We start from the raw sequence: 15326 nt of genomic DNA, 5'->3' as shown, positions 1-15326 counted from the left end.
GAGAATTCGAAAGATGGTGGCTGACGCGGCCGCAGGTGGCGGCGTCCGTTCAGTCGGCGGCGTGCGTTGTGAACCAGTCCATGATCAGACCTGTGACCTCGGCCTCACGCTCGAGGTGCGGGAAGTGGCCGACATCGGTCAGGACGATGCGTTGATAGGGGCCCTTGAAGAACGGCTCTTCCTTCGCCGCATATCTGGCCGTCGGATCGTTGCTGCCATAGATGGTCAGCGTCGGCGTATGCATCTCGTTCATCGGCAGCCGGCGCTCGCGTCCCGCGTGGAACAGGCCGCCATAATATTTGAGCGCCGCCGTCATGGTGCCGGGAGACGACAGCGTCTCTTTGATCGAGCGGAGATGCGCGTCGTCCTTGAACGCCGGCGACCACAGCTGCCAGAGATAATCGACGAACGGCAGTCCCTCGACATTGACCGACGAGTCGGCGCCGGGGAGCTGGAAGTAATAGAAATGGAACAACGATCGAACGGCGTCGGGATCCTTCCTGATGCTTGAGAACGTGACGGGGTGCGCGGTGTTCATCACCACGGCGGCCTTGATCGCCGATGGCGCCGTGGCAAGCGCCTGGAAGGTCGACGTGCCGCCCCAATCCATGCCGACGACGCGCGCCTGTCCGTCGTCGCTCAGCGCCGCGATCAATGCTTCGAGATCCTTTCCGAGCGCGATCGGATCGAAAATGCCGTCGGCGGGAATCTCGGTCGGCGCATAGCCACGCAGGAACGGCGCGACCGCGCGATAGCCGGCATCCGCGAACACCTGCAGCTGCTTTCGGTACGACCAGGCGTTGTCGGGAAAGCCATGCATGAACATGACGAGTGGTCCGCTGCCCTGTTCGAGATAGGCAAATCGCACGCCGTTGGCCTGCACGTATTTCAGGGCGGGTTCGCTGCCGGCGGCGTCAGGCGTTGCCAGTGCGGTGCTTCGGGTCGTCATCGCTGCTCTCCATTCATGTCGTCGTTGCTCTCCCGGTTAAATATGTGCGTAGCGCACATATATGGTCAAGTTGTTTTTTGTGCGCAGCGCACATATTATTCCCGGTATGGAAAACGGAATCGCCAATCTGCTGGGCGCGCTGTCGCTCGCCGTCATGGATCGTATCGAGCAAGGCGCGCGCGAGGTCGTCGGCCGTGGCGGCGAAACGCCCGCGGCGCTCATCGTCATCGGCTATGGTCAGGGCATGACCAACGACAAGCTGAGGCGGATTCTTGGCCTGTCACACTCCGGAACGGTCCGCCTGGTGGATCGGCTGGTTTCGGATCGGCTTGTCGAACGCCGTCCGGGCAAAGACGGCCGCGAGGTCGCGTTGCACCTGACGGCGTCAGGCGCCGCGTCCCGGAACGAATTGTTGGCGTCGCGGATTTCAGCCGTGACGTCGCTGCTGGACGTGCTGTCAGCCGCCGAACGGAAGCAGCTTGCGACGCTGATCCATGAGCTGCTGGCAAGGCAGGACACATCCGAGATGGATCGCTTCACGATCTGCCGGATGTGCGACGACAGGGTCTGCACCAAATGCCCGTTGCCGACCAGCAAGGGCCAGCACGCTCGCTAGAGAGGTTACTCTCCTCACGCTCCAGCACCTTGCCCTCATCGCGTGCTCTTGCTCGCCATGAACACGTACATGTCCCAGAACGTCTCGGGATGATCGACCTCGAAGCCGTGCCACTGATCGAGATTGGCCTCATCGGCCGCGCCCGGAAACTGCTTGCGGAATTGTTCGAGCACCGCCGGATCGTCAAACGGCTCGAACCCCTCGAACGACAGGCCATGCTCGTTCAGGAATGCCGCGATCGCCGGAATCGTCAGCCGATGTTCCATGACGTTGAACAGCAGATCGCGGCAGCCGCTCATGCTGTAGAAATCCTTGGCGCCGATCAGGGGTTTCCATTTGTCAGCTTCACGGAAGATATCCTGCCGGCAACGCCTGATGTCGTCGGCGGTGGCGCGATAATTGCGCGCCGCGATGCGATCGCGAGCCTCGACGATGACGCGGCGCGCCAGATCGCTGTAGAGCCCGATGCGCATCGCGCCGCCCGGCCGCAGCAGCGAGACCAGAACGCGCCAGCCGGCCAAGGGGTCGGCAAGATGATGCAGCACGCCGACCGACTCGATGCTGTCGAAGCTGCGATCGATCGAGGCCAATTCCAGGATGTCCGCCTGCGCATACTCGATGTTGCACAAGCCGAGCTCCCGCGTCTTGCGGCGCGCATAGGCGAGGCTGGTCATGCTGATGTCGACCGCGAGCAAGCGGGCGTTGGGATAGACCTGCGCGATCTGGATCGCATGCGAGCCGGTGCCGCAGCCGGCAATTAGGATATCCCGTTCGGCTCGCTGGTCCGCGGTTGCGACGGTCCGTCCCTGCGCCCGATCCGCTGCGAAGGCCGTCAACGGGTTGACGGTCCAGCGCGGATAGGGATTTTCCTCGTATTGGCGCATCACCTCGACGGATATGTCGTTCCTGATCGGAGTGAGCGCTGCAATAGCGCAGCGCTCTTCCATCTCCTCGCGGGGTTCGCGAAGCTGCATCTTGAGCAGGCCGGCCGTGGCCGCGGGCCAATCCCGGCGCAGCAGCGCGTCCGCCGCGGGCAGGGCATGAAGCGGGAAGTAAGCGGCGACAACGGCCAGCGTGAGCGGCGTGATCGCAGCGGCTGATGCCAGGTCCGGCAGCAACCGGTCGCGCAGCGCGCTCGCGCCTTCGCTTTCCGCCGCGGTCTGCGCATAGACATATTCGTTGATGAAGCATTGCCGCGCGAGCGCGCACGCAAAGGCTACGATATCGTCGTCGACTTCATCCTGATCCGGCCTGCTCGCGAGCCGCAACAACTCGGCCCGCGCATATCCGAGCAGCACCTCAAGCTGCATGCTCGCCAGCGTCGTCGTTTCCATCGCGCAGCGCAGGAACAGGTCGTTCGCGAGCGGGGCGACGCCCTCGCTGCCGAACAATTCGGCGCTTGTGACCGGTAGCGGCCACTTGCCGGCAATCCGCCCGACATAGCTGGTGACGGTCGGGCTCTGCAGGATGAAGCCGACCGCCCTCGCATCCATGCCGAGCGCAAGCGCCTTGCTGAAATGCGCGGCCGCCTTGCTGCGGTTGCCCAGCGCCTGGTACGAGTTGCCGGCATTGTAGTGGCAGGCGGCGTTCACCTCGTCCGCAGCAATCGCCTTCGCGAACATCTTCACCGCGGCGCGGTGCTCGCCGGATGCCTGCGCGATCAGGCCGAGAAGATTCAGGCTCTGCACATGGGTGGGGTCGCGCGCGAGAATTTGCCGGCAGATCTCCTGCGCTTCGTTGAAGCGGCGCATCCCGTAGAAGCGGCTGGCCTCGATGGCAAGATCGGCAATGCTGACGCCCGCAGAGACGAAGGCTGGTGCGTTTTTGCTGGACGCGTCCCGTTGTTTATCGGCCGCACGCCGCTCTTTTCGGTTCATGTTCCGTCAACTGGCCCATACTGCAAGACGCGGCGCATCAACCGCCCGGCAAAGACATAGGGCCGATCGCGTTGGTGGCCAAGAACTATCTAGGTTCAGCCAGGATCAGCACCGGAAGTTTCTCGATGCGCACGAAGCCGCAGGGGCCCCATTGGCGGCCCGGCCGCCTTGATGCGTCGCTTCAGCAATTCTTCCCAGATAGTCCGGAGCTGCATTCAGACGACCGTACGCGAGCTAGCGTGCGTGACGGCTCCGCTGCTCTTGCCAGAAGTCGAGCACCGCTCCGACAATCGCCTCCGGAGCGTCCTCCTGCACGAGGTGCTTGGCGTTCGGCACGACGGTGAGGCGGGCGCCGGGGATCCGCCGTGCAGGTCTGCGCTGCGGCTCATGCATCGCGGCGGGAAACCGCTTTCCAACAGACGCGCACTGATCGCGTTTGTGGCCAAACGCCTCGCTTTTCCGACATTAGCAGAATATCCGACGTCGGACGCGTCAGCCCGGGATTCGCACCGGCAGGTTCTCGATGCCGCGCACGAAGCTGGAATAGACCCGCTTCGGCTCGCCGACCACCTCGATGCGGTCGAAGCGCTTCAGCATCTCTTCCCAGACGATCCGAAGCTGCAGCTCGGCGAGCCGCATGCCGACGCAGCGGTGGATGCCGAAGCCGAACGACAGGTGGATGCGCGGCCGCGGGCGGTCGATGATGAACTCGTTCGGACGGTCGATCACCTCGTCGTCGCGGTTGCCGGAGACGTACCACATCACGACGCGGTCGCCCTTCCTGATCGTCTTGCCGCCGATCTCGGTGTCGACAAGGGCAGTGCGCCGCATATGCGCCAGCGGCGTCTGCCAGCGGATCACCTCGGGCACCATGGTGTCGATCAGTGCGGGATTGTCCTTCAGCTTCCTGAACTGGTCTGGATGCTCGTGCAGCGCCAGCACCGAGCCGCTCATGGTGTTGCGCGTGGTGTCGTTGCCGCCGACGATGAGCAGGATGATGTTGCCCATCAGATTGTCGGGGTCCATGTGCCGCGTGGCGTCGCTATGCGCCATCATCGACAAGAGGTCGTTGCGCGGCGGGGCGTTGACCCGCTCGTTCCAGAGCTTGGAGAAATAGGCGTAGCACTCGTCCATCTCCTGCCGCCGCTGCTCCGGCGAGTTGACGATGCCGCTCTTCGGCAGCGCGGTGGAGACGTCGGACCAGCGCGTCAGCTTGCGCCGCTCCTCCCAGGGGAAGTCGAACAGCGTCGCCAGCATCTGGGTGGTCAATTCGATCGAGACGCGCTCGACGAAGTTGAAGGTCTCGTTGCGCGGCAGATTGTCGAGCACGCTGGCCGAGCGCTGGCGGATCAGCTTTGCCAGCTCGTCGAGATGCGTGGGCGTGAACATCGGCGAGACGGTCTTGCGCTGATGTGCGTGCCTCGGCTGGTCCATCGCGATGAAGCTCGGATAGTCGTAGCCGGGCGGCACGTCGCGGATCGAGATGCCGCCGAGCGTGGAGTCCGAGGAGAAGATGCCGTGGCTGGTGTCGACATGCATGATGTCGTTGTACTTCACCACCGACCAGTACGGCTCGATCGGCGCATTGGTGCAGTAGTGCACCGGCTCTTCCTTGCGCAGCCGCTCGAACCACGGCCACAGCGTGTCGTTCTGGAACAGTTTTGGCGCGCCGGGATGAAAGTCCTTGAGCGGTGTCGAATACGCTTCCTCGCGGGCCTGGCGCAGCAACTCGGCCCGGTCGGCACGGATGGCGGTCTGGACGTTCATGTTCCTTGATCCCGGTTGGCTCGCGACGCGTCAGGCGGCGATGCGCACTGGCAGCGTCTCGTAGCCTTTGATGAAGCTGGAATACACCCGCTGCGGCTCGTCCACCACCTCGATGGTGTCGAAGCGCTTGAGGATCTCCTCCCAGATGATCTTGAGCTGCAGCTCGGCAAGCCGCAGGCCGACGCAGCGGTGGATGCCGAAGCCGAACGAGATGTGGGTACGCGGCCGGGCGCGGTCGATCAGGAATTCGTAGGGCTTCTCGATCGCTTCCTCGTCGCGGTTGCCCGAGACGTACCACATCACCACTTTGTCGCCCTTCTTGATCTGGCGGCCGCGGAATTCGTAGTCGGCGAGCGCGGTGCGCCGCATATGGGCGAGCGGCGTCTGCCAGCGGATCACCTCGGGCACGAAGCTGTCGATCAGCGCCGGGTTCTCCTTGAGCTTGCGGTACTGCTCCGGATGCTTGCTCAGCGCATAAATGCTGCCGGACAGCGTGTTGCGCGTGGTGTCGTTGCCGCCGACGATCAGCAGGATCAGATTGCCGAGGAAGTTCTTCGGGTCCATGTTTCGCGTGGCGTCGCTGTGCGCCATCATCGAGAGCAGATCGCTCTTCGGCGGCTGGCTCGAGCGCTCCTTCCACAGCCGTGCGAAATAGCCCGCGCATTCCATCAGCTCGGCCTGCCGCTCGTCTTCGGTGGCGACGAGGCCGCCGGCGCCGGGCAGGGTGGTCGCGACGTCGGACCAGCGCGTCAGCTTGCGGCGGTCTTCCCAGGGAAAGTCGAACAGCACCGCGAGCATCTGGGTCGTCAGCTCGATCGAGACCTTGTCGACCCAGTCGAACACTTCGCCGCGCGGCAGATTGTCGAGGCACTCGGTCGAGCGCTTGCGGATGTTGGTGGCGAGATCGTCGAGATGCGTCGGCGTGAACATCGGCGCCACGGTCTTGCGCTGCGCCGAATGGCGCGGCTGGTCCATCGCGATGAAGCTTTCGCGGCGCAGATCCGGCGGCACGTCGCGGATGGTGATGCCGCCGAGCGAGGCGGCCGAGGAGAACACCGAGTGATTGGTCTCGATGTCCATGATGTCGTTGTAGCGGGTGATCGACCAGTACGGACCGAACATCGACTCCTTGCAGTAGTGCACCGGATCCTCGCGGCGTAGCCGATCGAAATACGGCCAGAAGGTATCGGTCTTGAACAGCTCGGGATTGCCGGGATCGTAGTCCGAAAGCGCAAGCGAGTTGGCGCGTTCGCGTGCGGCGTCCAGATTCGTGTTGTCGGCGAGATCGATGGTCCCGTGCATGAGCGGCTCCTCAACCGTTTGAGCTGCCGGGGCATAGCCGGCGCGGCATGTTTTACCGAATTACATTCTCATTCCGCGGTTTGCGCAAGGGCTCTCGACGCGCATTTGGCCGCATTGATGTCAGGCCAAAGCGGCCGAATCCGGGCTTTTCCGGTGGGGAAGGGGCCGCGGCCGCGACCACGCCCGTTTGAAACGGCGTTTGATTGGGGCGGGCGGCGGCCTGCGAATGGTGCGGGCGCCGTTTATTGACTGCCGGTTTTCTCGCCGGCGGGTTTTTCGCAGGGGTAGGTGTCCTGCATGCCCCACAGCAGCAGGAGAGCGATCACCATCTCACCTTTCGCCGAGCGCTTGTCGGCGGACTTGAGCATGATCTCTTCGGTCTGCTCGCTGCTCAGTGCGAGGTCGTCGGGCATGCAGAACAACAATTGGCCGCCATGCCGTTTCAGCCAGGCATTGGAGGCCATCAGGCCGCCCCTGACGCCGTCCAGGTACATATGATTGAAGATGCGGAAATTCTCACTCTTGGGATTGCGATAGGAATCCAGCCGCACGTCGACGGCAGCAGCCGGAGCTGCCGTGAGCGCCAGGAAGCATGCCGACAAGATCCATCTGGTCATCGCTCCGGTTTCCTCGCTTTGCGGCGGCGTCTTCGCCTCCATCGCCTGATCGTTAAGTATGTCATTGCTGCCTTGGGGTTCGACGCCGGCGGTCGATCCAGGACTGCGCGCTTTCCGGCATTGCCGTTAAGGCATGGCCAACCGCATCCCGCCAAAAGTCGTCCCGCGATCTCGACCTTGTGTGAAACCTGGATCACACTCGCGACGACCAATCTGTGCTTTTGATACCCAGAGATTGTCCCGCCAGGAGCCATCCCGTGAACGACATGAGCTGGACCCCGCTCGGGCCGCCGCAGCCGCCTCCGCAACCGGCTCCGCCGCCGATGCCGGTGGCGTTTTCAGGGAACCGGAAGGAGTTCTTCCGCCTGGTCGCGCGCGGCGCCGGGCTCGAGCTGGTCACGGTCGGCTTCTACCGGTTCTGGCTCACCACCGACATCCGCCGTCATCTGTGGTCGAACAGCCAGATCGATGGCGACGCGCCGGAATATACCGGCCGCGGCAAGGAGCTCCTGATCGGCTTCCTGGTCGCGCTCGCGATCCTGGTGCCGATCTATCTCGGCTATTTCCTGATCGGCATCGAGGCCGAGCATTTCAAGGCGTTCGCCTCGCTGCCGCTGGTCGCCTTCTTCTACCTGTTCGGCCAGTTCGCGATCTATCGCGCGCGGCGATACCGCCTGACCCGCACGGTGTGGCGTGGCGTTCGCTTCTGGATGAGCGGCTCGGGCTGGGTCTATGCGCTCAAGGCCTCGCTCTGGGGCGTGCTGGTCGTGATCACGCTCGGCCTCGCGCTGCCGTGGCGCGAGGCGGCGCTCGAACGCTACAAGATGCGGCACTCCTATTACGGCGATCTGCAAGGCTCGTTCGACGGCCGCGGCTGGGAGTTCTTCAAGCGGGGCTGGTGGCTCTGGGTCCTGATGCCGTTCGCGCTCTACAGCACGATCTTCGCCCCGTTCGCCTATGCCGCGTTCAAGGCGGTCGAGTGGCGCTGGTGGCTGTCGGGAATCCGCTTCGGCGAAGTGAGGCTGGAATCCACCCTCCGCCGCGGCGCGCTGATCGGCCTGTACTGGAAGGTGATCGGCTGGGTCGTGCTGCTCGGCGTCGTGTTCGCGGCCTATCTCGCGCTCTGCACCTTGCTGGTCGCCAGCATGGACGGCTCCTCGATCGCGGACTTCTTCAGGACCGAGGCGTTCGCCAGGAGCATTCCGCTGATCGTGCTGCTCGGCATCGGCTATCTCGCCTTTGCGCTGGCGCTGAACGTGGTATTGCGCGTCTATCTGATGCGCGATCTCTGGGTCCGGGTGCTGTCCTCGACAATCGTGCACAACATCGGGGCGGCGGCCAACGTCACCGCGCGCGGCGAGCTCGCCAACGCGCTCGGCGAAGGCTTTGCCGACGGCCTCGACGTCGGGGGCTTCTAGCTACATGGAATCCGATTCCGGCCAGACCAATTCCGCAGCGGCGCCGGCTCCCGGCGGTGTCTTCTTCGACGGCGTGTCGAACCGGCGGCGCATCGTCGCGCTCAAACTGTCCGACTCACTGGAGATCCGTGAAGACGGCGCGCTGCTCGCGCGCTGGGCGTTTCACGACATCCGCCGCGCCGACAGCCCGTCCGGCCTGTTGCGGCTGAGCTGCCTGACCGCACCGCCTCTGGCGCGGCTCGACATCCGCGACGCCGGGCTGATCGCCGCGCTGGTCGCGCGCTGCGACACGCTCGAGGCGGATTTGCCGAACCGCAGGGGTGTCGCCGCGATCGTCGGCTGGTCGCTCGCGGCCGCGGTGTCGATTGTGCTGGTGGTGCTGTTCGGCGTGCCGCTCGCCGCCGAGCGGCTGACGCCGCTGGTGCCCGACTCGTTCGAGCGTCGCATCGGCGATGTCGCGGAGGCGCAAGTCAAGGTGCTGTTCGACGGCAAGCCGTGCAGCAATCCGGCCGGCCAGGCGGCCTTCGCGAAGCTGGTCGGCAAGTTGCGGCAGTCCGCAGGCTTCGATACGTCGGTGCAGTCGGGCGTGCTGGCGACGTCGGTGCCGAACGCCTTCGCGCTGCCCGGCGGCAAGGTCTATTTGTTCGACGGGCTGCTGGAGAAAGCCGAGAACCCCGACGAGATCGCCGGCGTCCTGGCGCATGAGCTCGGCCATCTCCGGCACCGCGACAGCATGCGCGAGTTGATCCACAACGGCGGCACCTCGTTCCTGATCGGGCTGTTGTTCGGCGATGTCACCGGCTCCGGTGCGCTGATCTTCGCCTCGCGCTCGCTGGTGACGTCGTCTTATTCCCGCGACGCCGAGACCAACGCCGACAGCTTCGCGATCGAGACCATGCACAAACTCGGCCGTCCGGCCAAGCCGATGGGCGAACTGATGTTTCGCGTCACCGGCAAGGAGGGCGGCAAGGGGCTCTCGCTCGTCTCCAGCCACCCCTTGACCGAGGACCGCCTCGCGCGCATGGACAAGGCCGATGCCGCCAGCCGGCCCGACGGTCCGCCGCTGTTGTCCTCGGCCGAATGGCAGGCGCTGAAGGGCATCTGCGGATCTGGCAAGGGCAAGGTGTGACGGCGAAGCAAGTAGCCCGCATGAGCGAAGCGACATGCGGGTCAAGCGCATCCCGGATGTCGCTTCGCTCATCCGGGCTACGTCTTTGCTGGCTGACGGGCCTACGTCCTACTTCACCAGCCGGAACTTGCCGCCCTCGACCTTGATCAGGAACGCCGATCGCTCGTCATAGCCGTTGTGATCGGTCGGGCTCATCGTCGAGAGGCCGTTGTTCAGGTAGACGTCCTTGCCGCGCTCGAGCTCGTCGCGCAGCGCGGCGCGGAATTCCGCCGTGCCGGGCTTTGCGGTCTTCAGCGCATTCGCCGCCGCCCGCTTGAACAGCGTGACGGCGTCCCACAGATGCGCGCCGAAGATGTTCGGCTTCTGCCCGTTGGCCTTCTCGTAGGACGACACGAACTCGTCGCGCACCTGGCGGAACGGATCGTTCGCCGGCAGATCGTCGGCGATGGTGAAGGCCTCGCCGGTGAAGATCGCGCCCTCGACATTGGCGCCGCCGAGCTTGATGAACTCCTCCGAGGCCACGCCATGGGTCTGGAATATCTTGCCGGCATAGCCACGGCTGCGCAGCGCCTCCTGCGGCAGCACGGCGGGCGTGCCGGCGGAGGCGATGAACACCGCTTCCGGATTGGTCGCGATTACCTTCAGCGCCTGGCCCATCGCGCTGGTGTCGGCGCGCGCATAGACCTCATGCGTCGTCACGGTGAGGCCGAGCTGAGGGGCGAGCCGCGACACCTCCTTGTAATAGCCTTCGCCATAGCCGTCGGAGACGCCGATATAGCCGAGCGTCTTGATGCCGGATTTAGCGATGTATTTCAGGACGGCCGCCGCCATCAGGTCGTCATTGGGCACCACCTTGAACGCCCAGCGGCGGCGGTCGTCCATCGGCTGCACGATCGCGGTCGCCGCCGCGAGCGAGATGATCGGCGTCTTGCTCTCCACGGCGACGTCGAGCATCGGCATGGTCACCGGGGTGAGCGAGGAGCCGATCAGGATATCGACGCCGTCCTGGATCACCAGGCGCCGCGCATTCTGCGTGCCCTTGGTCGGGTCGGACTCGTCGTCGAGCGCGATATAGGTCACCTTCTCGCCGCCGATCTCCTTCGGCAGCGCGGCGATGGTGCGCATCTGCGGCTGGCCGAGCGCCGAGCCCGGTCCGGATCCGGACACCACGACGCCGACCTTGATGTCGGCACGCGCGCCCGGCGCGACCAGGATCGCGCTCGCAAATGTCAACAGTCCGGCCATGGCCAGCTTCATTACAAATCCTCCCAGCAGGTTTTTTTATCTGCGGCCGATGATAGCCGACCGCCGTCCGCTCGCGCATCATATCGATTCCGCCCGATCCGTCTGTCCCCCTGATTGGGGACATTGGGCGACGCGGGCAGGGTCTGCGCCTGCTCGAGTTCAGCCCTGATCGGCTGGAGTGCCGGAACGGCGAACGGGAATGGCGAGGCCGACGCCGTCCGGAGCTCTTGAACGGGCTCCGCCCGCCATGAACCTCGCGTTTACCAATCCCTTAAAGGCCGTGAGAACCAGTTTCCCTAATCGGGCGGCAACGACCTGCTGTTATTGAAGGACAGGAAAAGGGAGTACGAACCATGTTCAGCATTGTTCGGATCCTCGTCTTGATCGCATGTGCACATGCGGGATCCGTGGTTGCGGAAGTGCGGTGGGACGGCGCGCAGTCATCGCCGGCGGTCCACGTCCATGATTGAGCCTCATCCGATTGCGTCCGAGCACGCGCGCGCTATCTGCGAAGAGATTGGCGAGCGGCTGCGCCATGCCCTGCGCGGCGATTACGCCGATCTGCCGCCAAGGCTGCGCAAGCTCGTCGACGAGCTCGCTCTGCAGGATTGCGAAGCGCCGTCGCTGGTGCCGACCATGGCGGAGATGACGAGACCGCTGGTCGTCGCGGCCTAAGCCGAGCGTCCGCGTCACACGTTCTTCGCAACCTTCCGTGTCCGCGTCGGTCCGGCGCCGGCGATTGCCGGCTTGATATTCCACACCGCGCGCACGCTCGCGAAGGCGTGCGCGATCACCGGCTCCTGGCGGCGGGCGGCGAGGCTGGCGAAGGAGAGATCGCAGGTCAGCTTCACCTTGTCGGCGACCACGAACTGATGCGGCCGCGCCATCCGCGGCGCCAGCACGTTGTCGCGGGCGAGGCTGAGGCAGAGGCCGGATTCGACGAAGTCGATCATCGCCTCTTCCTGGTCGGTGTAGCCGATTCGCTTCGGCAATGCGCCGAGCGGGCGGAAGATGTCGTCGAGCAGCCGCCGGTGGCCGGAGTGCGGCGGTGTCGCGAGCCAGGGCAGCTCGGCGAGCTCGACCCAGCCCTTGCCCATCACCCGGTCGCGCCAGGCGATCGGTGCGATCACCCGGTAGTCGTAGCAAAGCAGCGGGGCGAGCTGGTAGCGGCCGTCGGCGATGGTCCGTTCGGTGAAGCTGTGATGGACGAGCTGGTCCTGAGGCGTGGCGTCGACATAGTAGCCGACGTCGAGCTCGCCGCGGCCGATCTGCGCCAGCACGTCGTCGCTCACGCCATGGCGCAGGAAGACTTCGGTGCGCTGCGAGGACATCGCAAGGCTGCGCACGAACGGTCCGAGCCGGGTGAATTCGGGGTCGAGGATGGTGCCGACGCGCAGCGTGCCGCGCTGTGCCTCGTTCAGCGAGTCCGCCATCGCCTTGAAATCGGAGGCGGCCGCGACCGCCCGGTGCGCCAGCGGCAGCAGCGCGGCGCCGGCCTCGGTCAGGGTGAATCCGGCAGGGGTGCGGTTGAACAGCTGCAGCCCGGTGCTTTCCTCGAGTGCCTTCAGTTGCAGGCTGACCGCGGGCTGGGTCAGTTTCAGCATCGCCGCTGCGCGCGATACCGTGCCCTCACGGGCAACCGTGATGAAGCAACGCAAGGCCTGGGTACGGGGAAGCTCGATCATCGCGCACGCTTATAGCACACTTTTTTGGCGCGCATCCGACCTGCGTCGTGCATTGTCATGCGATTATAATACAACCAATGCGAGAAGTCAGGACGGCCGCCACGCGACCATGCCTTCGGTGCGCGCGCGGACCTCGGGCGAAGCGAGGCACGAAGCATCTTCGCGAGACGGTGACCACAAAGCCCAGTCTCACCGGGGAGAGCACGTATAAGCCGTAACCCATCGCGCAGGAAAGGCCGGGTTGTTCCCGGTTGCACCTGTGGTCCTACCTCCCGCGTTTTTGTTACGCGGGACCCATGGGTGCGATCGGGACCCGGCTTTCCCTGCGCCCTCCTTGAGGAGAGGGCGGAACGAGATGCAAAGCTCGGGCAAAACATGTCGCGAAAATGCGAAGCTATATGCTCATCCTCATCTGTCATCGCCCGGCTTGTCCGGGTTGTCCACTACGCCGCAGTCTATCGGATTGAACTCAGAGGCCTCTGGAATACTGGATCACGTGCATGCGCGGGTAATGATACCGCGTGTTCGTCATTATGAATCGAGGACCATCCACCGCCGTCGTCCTGGCGAAAGCCGGACCCATTACCCCAAATGTCAATCGTTGCGCGATGCTGTGGCCGCGATCTCGTTCATTATCAAGTTCTGTGGTTATGGGTCCCCTGAGTTCACAAACGAAGTGCAACACTTCCTTGAGGAGGTGTTGCCATGGGGCGGAGTTACAAGCAGCTCTCTCTGGACGACCGATGCGAGATTGCCTGCCTATCGGCCAATGGCAGCTCGGTCCGGCAAATCGCGGCAGCTCTGGATCGCTCGCCATCAACGGTCTCTCGGGAACTGAGGCGCAATCGGGGGAGCCAGGTCGGCTACAAGCCAAACTATGCCCAGCACCAGATGCGAGCGCGGCGCTGGACGGGCGGACGCCTCGAACGGGAGCCCGGCCTGCGCCGCGCGGTGTTGGAACGCCTTCGCCGGGGCTGGTCGCCCGAGCAGGTCGCCGGCCGGCTGGCCCGCGAGTCCGGGCGCAAGGTGATCTCGCACGAGACCATCTACCGCTTCATCTATGCCCAACTCAGGCGCACCACGAACTTCAACTGGCGGCGCTATCTGCCGCGCGCCAAGAGCAAGCGCGGCCGCCGCGGCAAGAGGGGCGGCAGCCCCGCAAGCTTCATCGAAGGCCGTGTTTCCTTGGCAAATCGGCCGATCGAAGTGGCCGACCGCAGCGTGCCCGGACACTGGGAGGCCGACCTGATGATGTTCTCGAAATACGGTCAGGCCGTGCTGACCGTGCACGAGCGCACCTCGCGTCTGCTGCTCGGCATCCGCCTTGCCAGCAAGGTCGCGCGCGGTGTCGCCCGCCATCTCGTGGGCTTCTTCGCGACCCTGCCACAAGAGCTGCGCCAGACCGTGACCTTCGACAACGGCACCGAGTTCGCCGGTCACCTGGCGCTGCACCGCCTCTCGATCGAGACCTTCTTCTGCGATCCCCACGCCCCCTGGCAGAAGGGCGGCATCGAGAACGCCATCGGCAGGATGCGCCGCTTTATTCCCCGCAAGACCGATCTCGTAACCCTCTCGACCGCCAGATTCCGCCAGTTCATCGCCGCCTACAACAACACCCCGCGCAAATGCCTTGACTACCGCACGCCTGCCGAGGCTTTTGCTCAAGTGTTGCACTTCGAATGTGAATCCACCTCCTGGCTTTCGCCAGGACGACGATTGGGGAGAGCGCACGCTCATGCCGCGAGAACGCGGCTGCGTGATTCACAAGCGGCGCAACAAACCCAGTGTCGTCCCGGCCTAGTGCGCACTTGCGCACGGGGGCCGGGACGACGGTGTTGTGCGCGACGAGCATTGCGCACCAAAAAAAGCCGCAACTCACTCCAGATGGTTCACCTTCGCCACCCAGGCGCGGACGTCGGCGAGCACGGCGGGCAGCACGGCCTTGACCTCCTGCACGGTCATGCCGGGCTTGATGCGGGGGTCGTAGAGCAGGTTGAGCAGATATTGGTCGTAGACGTCGAAATAGCCCATCGAGACGTTGTCATTGAACATGGTCCAGGGCACGGTGGCGGTGTCGTTGATCGGGCCGAGCGACTGCAACAACTCCTCATAGGCGCAGTCGAGGAAGACGAAATCGCCGTTGTCGACGGTGAGGATCACGTCGGAATGCTCGATCTCGTAGTTCTCGTTCTTGCGGAAGCCGGACAGGCATTGCGGGTCGAGCGAGGAGCGGATCTCCCTGGCGCGATCCTGGCCGTAGAAGGTCGCGATCGTGCGGTACAGCTCGCGGTCGCGCACCAGCTTGACCACGACATTGGCCGCTTCGTTGTTCTCGGTCATCGCGATGTCGAGATGCTGCACCTTGCTGCGGATGTCGGCGACGACCTTGGCAAGCTGCGCCTTGCGGTCGGCGCGGCTGCCGTCGGCGAACACGCGCACCGGACTGTCGTACTTGCGGATGCGGTCGACCCGCCCGGCGAGATGATATTCGGCGCCGAACGCGGTTTTCAGAAAGCCCTCGACGATCTCGGCGTCGGTGAAGACCTTCTTCTCGTTGCGCTGGCGCGCGGCGATCGCCGGTACCTCGGTGGCGGCCGCGGGCAGCGCGGCATCAGCGAGGCAAGCGGCGAGCGTTGCGGCGATAAGGACGAGGATCGAAGGACGGTGCTGGGGCATTGTGACAACGCTGCCGCAAGGTTTGCGGCAGCGCAAGGCGGGATC

General features: G+C 64.6%; 12 protein-coding genes and 1 pseudogene. 5 read left to right on the top strand and 8 right to left on the bottom strand.

Annotation, left to right across the window (positions count from 1 at the left end; all coding sequences use genetic code 11):
• Positions 1–49 precede the first annotated feature (49 nt).
• The gene (locus ACVWY5_RS28910) at positions 50–949 is read right to left on the bottom strand and encodes an alpha/beta fold hydrolase (protein WP_028334971.1); all 900 of its coding nucleotides are present in this window, start codon (positions 947–949) and stop codon (positions 50–52) included.
• A gap of 106 nt (positions 950–1055) precedes the next feature.
• On the opposite strand from ACVWY5_RS28910, the gene ACVWY5_RS28905 reads away from it, so the two are divergent.
• On the top strand, positions 1056–1565 hold the full coding sequence (locus ACVWY5_RS28905; RefSeq protein ID WP_028334972.1) for a MarR family winged helix-turn-helix transcriptional regulator: 510 nt from the start codon (positions 1056–1058) through the stop codon (positions 1563–1565).
• Between the two features lie 35 nt (positions 1566–1600).
• On the opposite strand, the gene ACVWY5_RS28900 is transcribed toward ACVWY5_RS28905, so the two are convergent.
• The 4 genes from ACVWY5_RS28900 to ACVWY5_RS28885 all read right to left on the bottom strand — a co-directional run bounded on the left by ACVWY5_RS28900 (position 1601) and on the right by ACVWY5_RS28885 (position 7128).
• Positions 1601–3442: a methyltransferase domain-containing protein gene (locus ACVWY5_RS28900; RefSeq protein ID WP_321176884.1), complete on the bottom strand. Its 1842-nt coding sequence runs from the start codon at positions 3440–3442 to the stop codon at positions 1601–1603.
• A 492-nt stretch (positions 3443–3934) separates the two neighbouring features.
• Positions 3935–5209 carry a cytochrome P450 gene (locus ACVWY5_RS28895; RefSeq protein WP_028334974.1) on the bottom strand — a complete coding sequence of 425 codons (1275 nt, stop codon included), beginning with the start codon at positions 5207–5209 and terminating at the stop codon, positions 3935–3937.
• Positions 5210–5239: 30 nt separating this feature from the next.
• Complete coding sequence (locus tag ACVWY5_RS28890) at positions 5240–6511, bottom strand: cytochrome P450 (RefSeq protein WP_028334975.1); 1272 nt, start codon at positions 6509–6511, stop codon at positions 5240–5242.
• A gap of 242 nt (positions 6512–6753) precedes the next feature.
• Entirely contained in the window at positions 6754–7128 is a 375-nt protein-coding gene (locus tag ACVWY5_RS28885; RefSeq protein WP_028334976.1) for a hypothetical protein, read from the bottom strand.
• Positions 7129–7394: 266 nt separating this feature from the next.
• Between ACVWY5_RS28885 and ACVWY5_RS28880 the strand changes: the two genes are divergently transcribed.
• Positions 7395–8546: a DUF898 family protein gene (locus ACVWY5_RS28880; protein WP_028334977.1), complete on the top strand. Its 1152-nt coding sequence runs from the start codon at positions 7395–7397 to the stop codon at positions 8544–8546.
• Between the two features lie 4 nt (positions 8547–8550).
• Positions 8551–9675: a M48 family metallopeptidase gene (locus ACVWY5_RS28875; protein ID WP_028334978.1), complete on the top strand. Its 1125-nt coding sequence runs from the start codon at positions 8551–8553 to the stop codon at positions 9673–9675.
• Positions 9676–9783: 108 nt separating this feature from the next.
• Here ACVWY5_RS28875 and ACVWY5_RS28870 read toward each other — a convergent pair whose 3' ends face one another.
• On the bottom strand, positions 9784–10932 hold the full coding sequence (locus ACVWY5_RS28870) for an ABC transporter substrate-binding protein (RefSeq protein ID WP_028334979.1): 1149 nt from the start codon (positions 10930–10932) through the stop codon (positions 9784–9786).
• Between the two features lie 450 nt (positions 10933–11382).
• Between ACVWY5_RS28870 and ACVWY5_RS28865 the strand changes: the two genes are divergently transcribed.
• Positions 11383–11595: a hypothetical protein gene (locus ACVWY5_RS28865; protein ID WP_028334980.1), complete on the top strand. Its 213-nt coding sequence runs from the start codon at positions 11383–11385 to the stop codon at positions 11593–11595.
• A 14-nt stretch (positions 11596–11609) separates the two neighbouring features.
• Here the strand turns inward: ACVWY5_RS28865 and ACVWY5_RS28860 are convergent, their stop codons facing one another.
• A complete protein-coding gene (locus ACVWY5_RS28860; RefSeq protein ID WP_028334981.1) occupies positions 11610–12605 on the bottom strand; it encodes a LysR family transcriptional regulator in 996 nt (331 codons plus the stop codon).
• 705 nt (positions 12606–13310) lie between these two features.
• Here ACVWY5_RS28860 and ACVWY5_RS28855 point away from each other — a divergent pair.
• Positions 13311–14297 (top strand): annotated as a pseudogene (locus ACVWY5_RS28855) (IS30 family transposase); the annotation flags it as partial.
• 183 nt (positions 14298–14480) lie between these two features.
• Here the strand turns inward: ACVWY5_RS28855 and ACVWY5_RS28850 are convergent.
• On the bottom strand, positions 14481–15281 hold the full coding sequence (locus ACVWY5_RS28850) for a DUF2927 domain-containing protein (protein WP_028338182.1): 801 nt from the start codon (positions 15279–15281) through the stop codon (positions 14481–14483).
• Positions 15282–15326: the final 45 nt, after the last annotated feature.

Source organism: Bradyrhizobium sp. USDA 3256 (assembly GCF_054058275.1).
The sequence above is the reverse complement of the archived record's forward strand: the minus strand, read 5'-3'. Positions and strand labels throughout refer to the sequence as shown.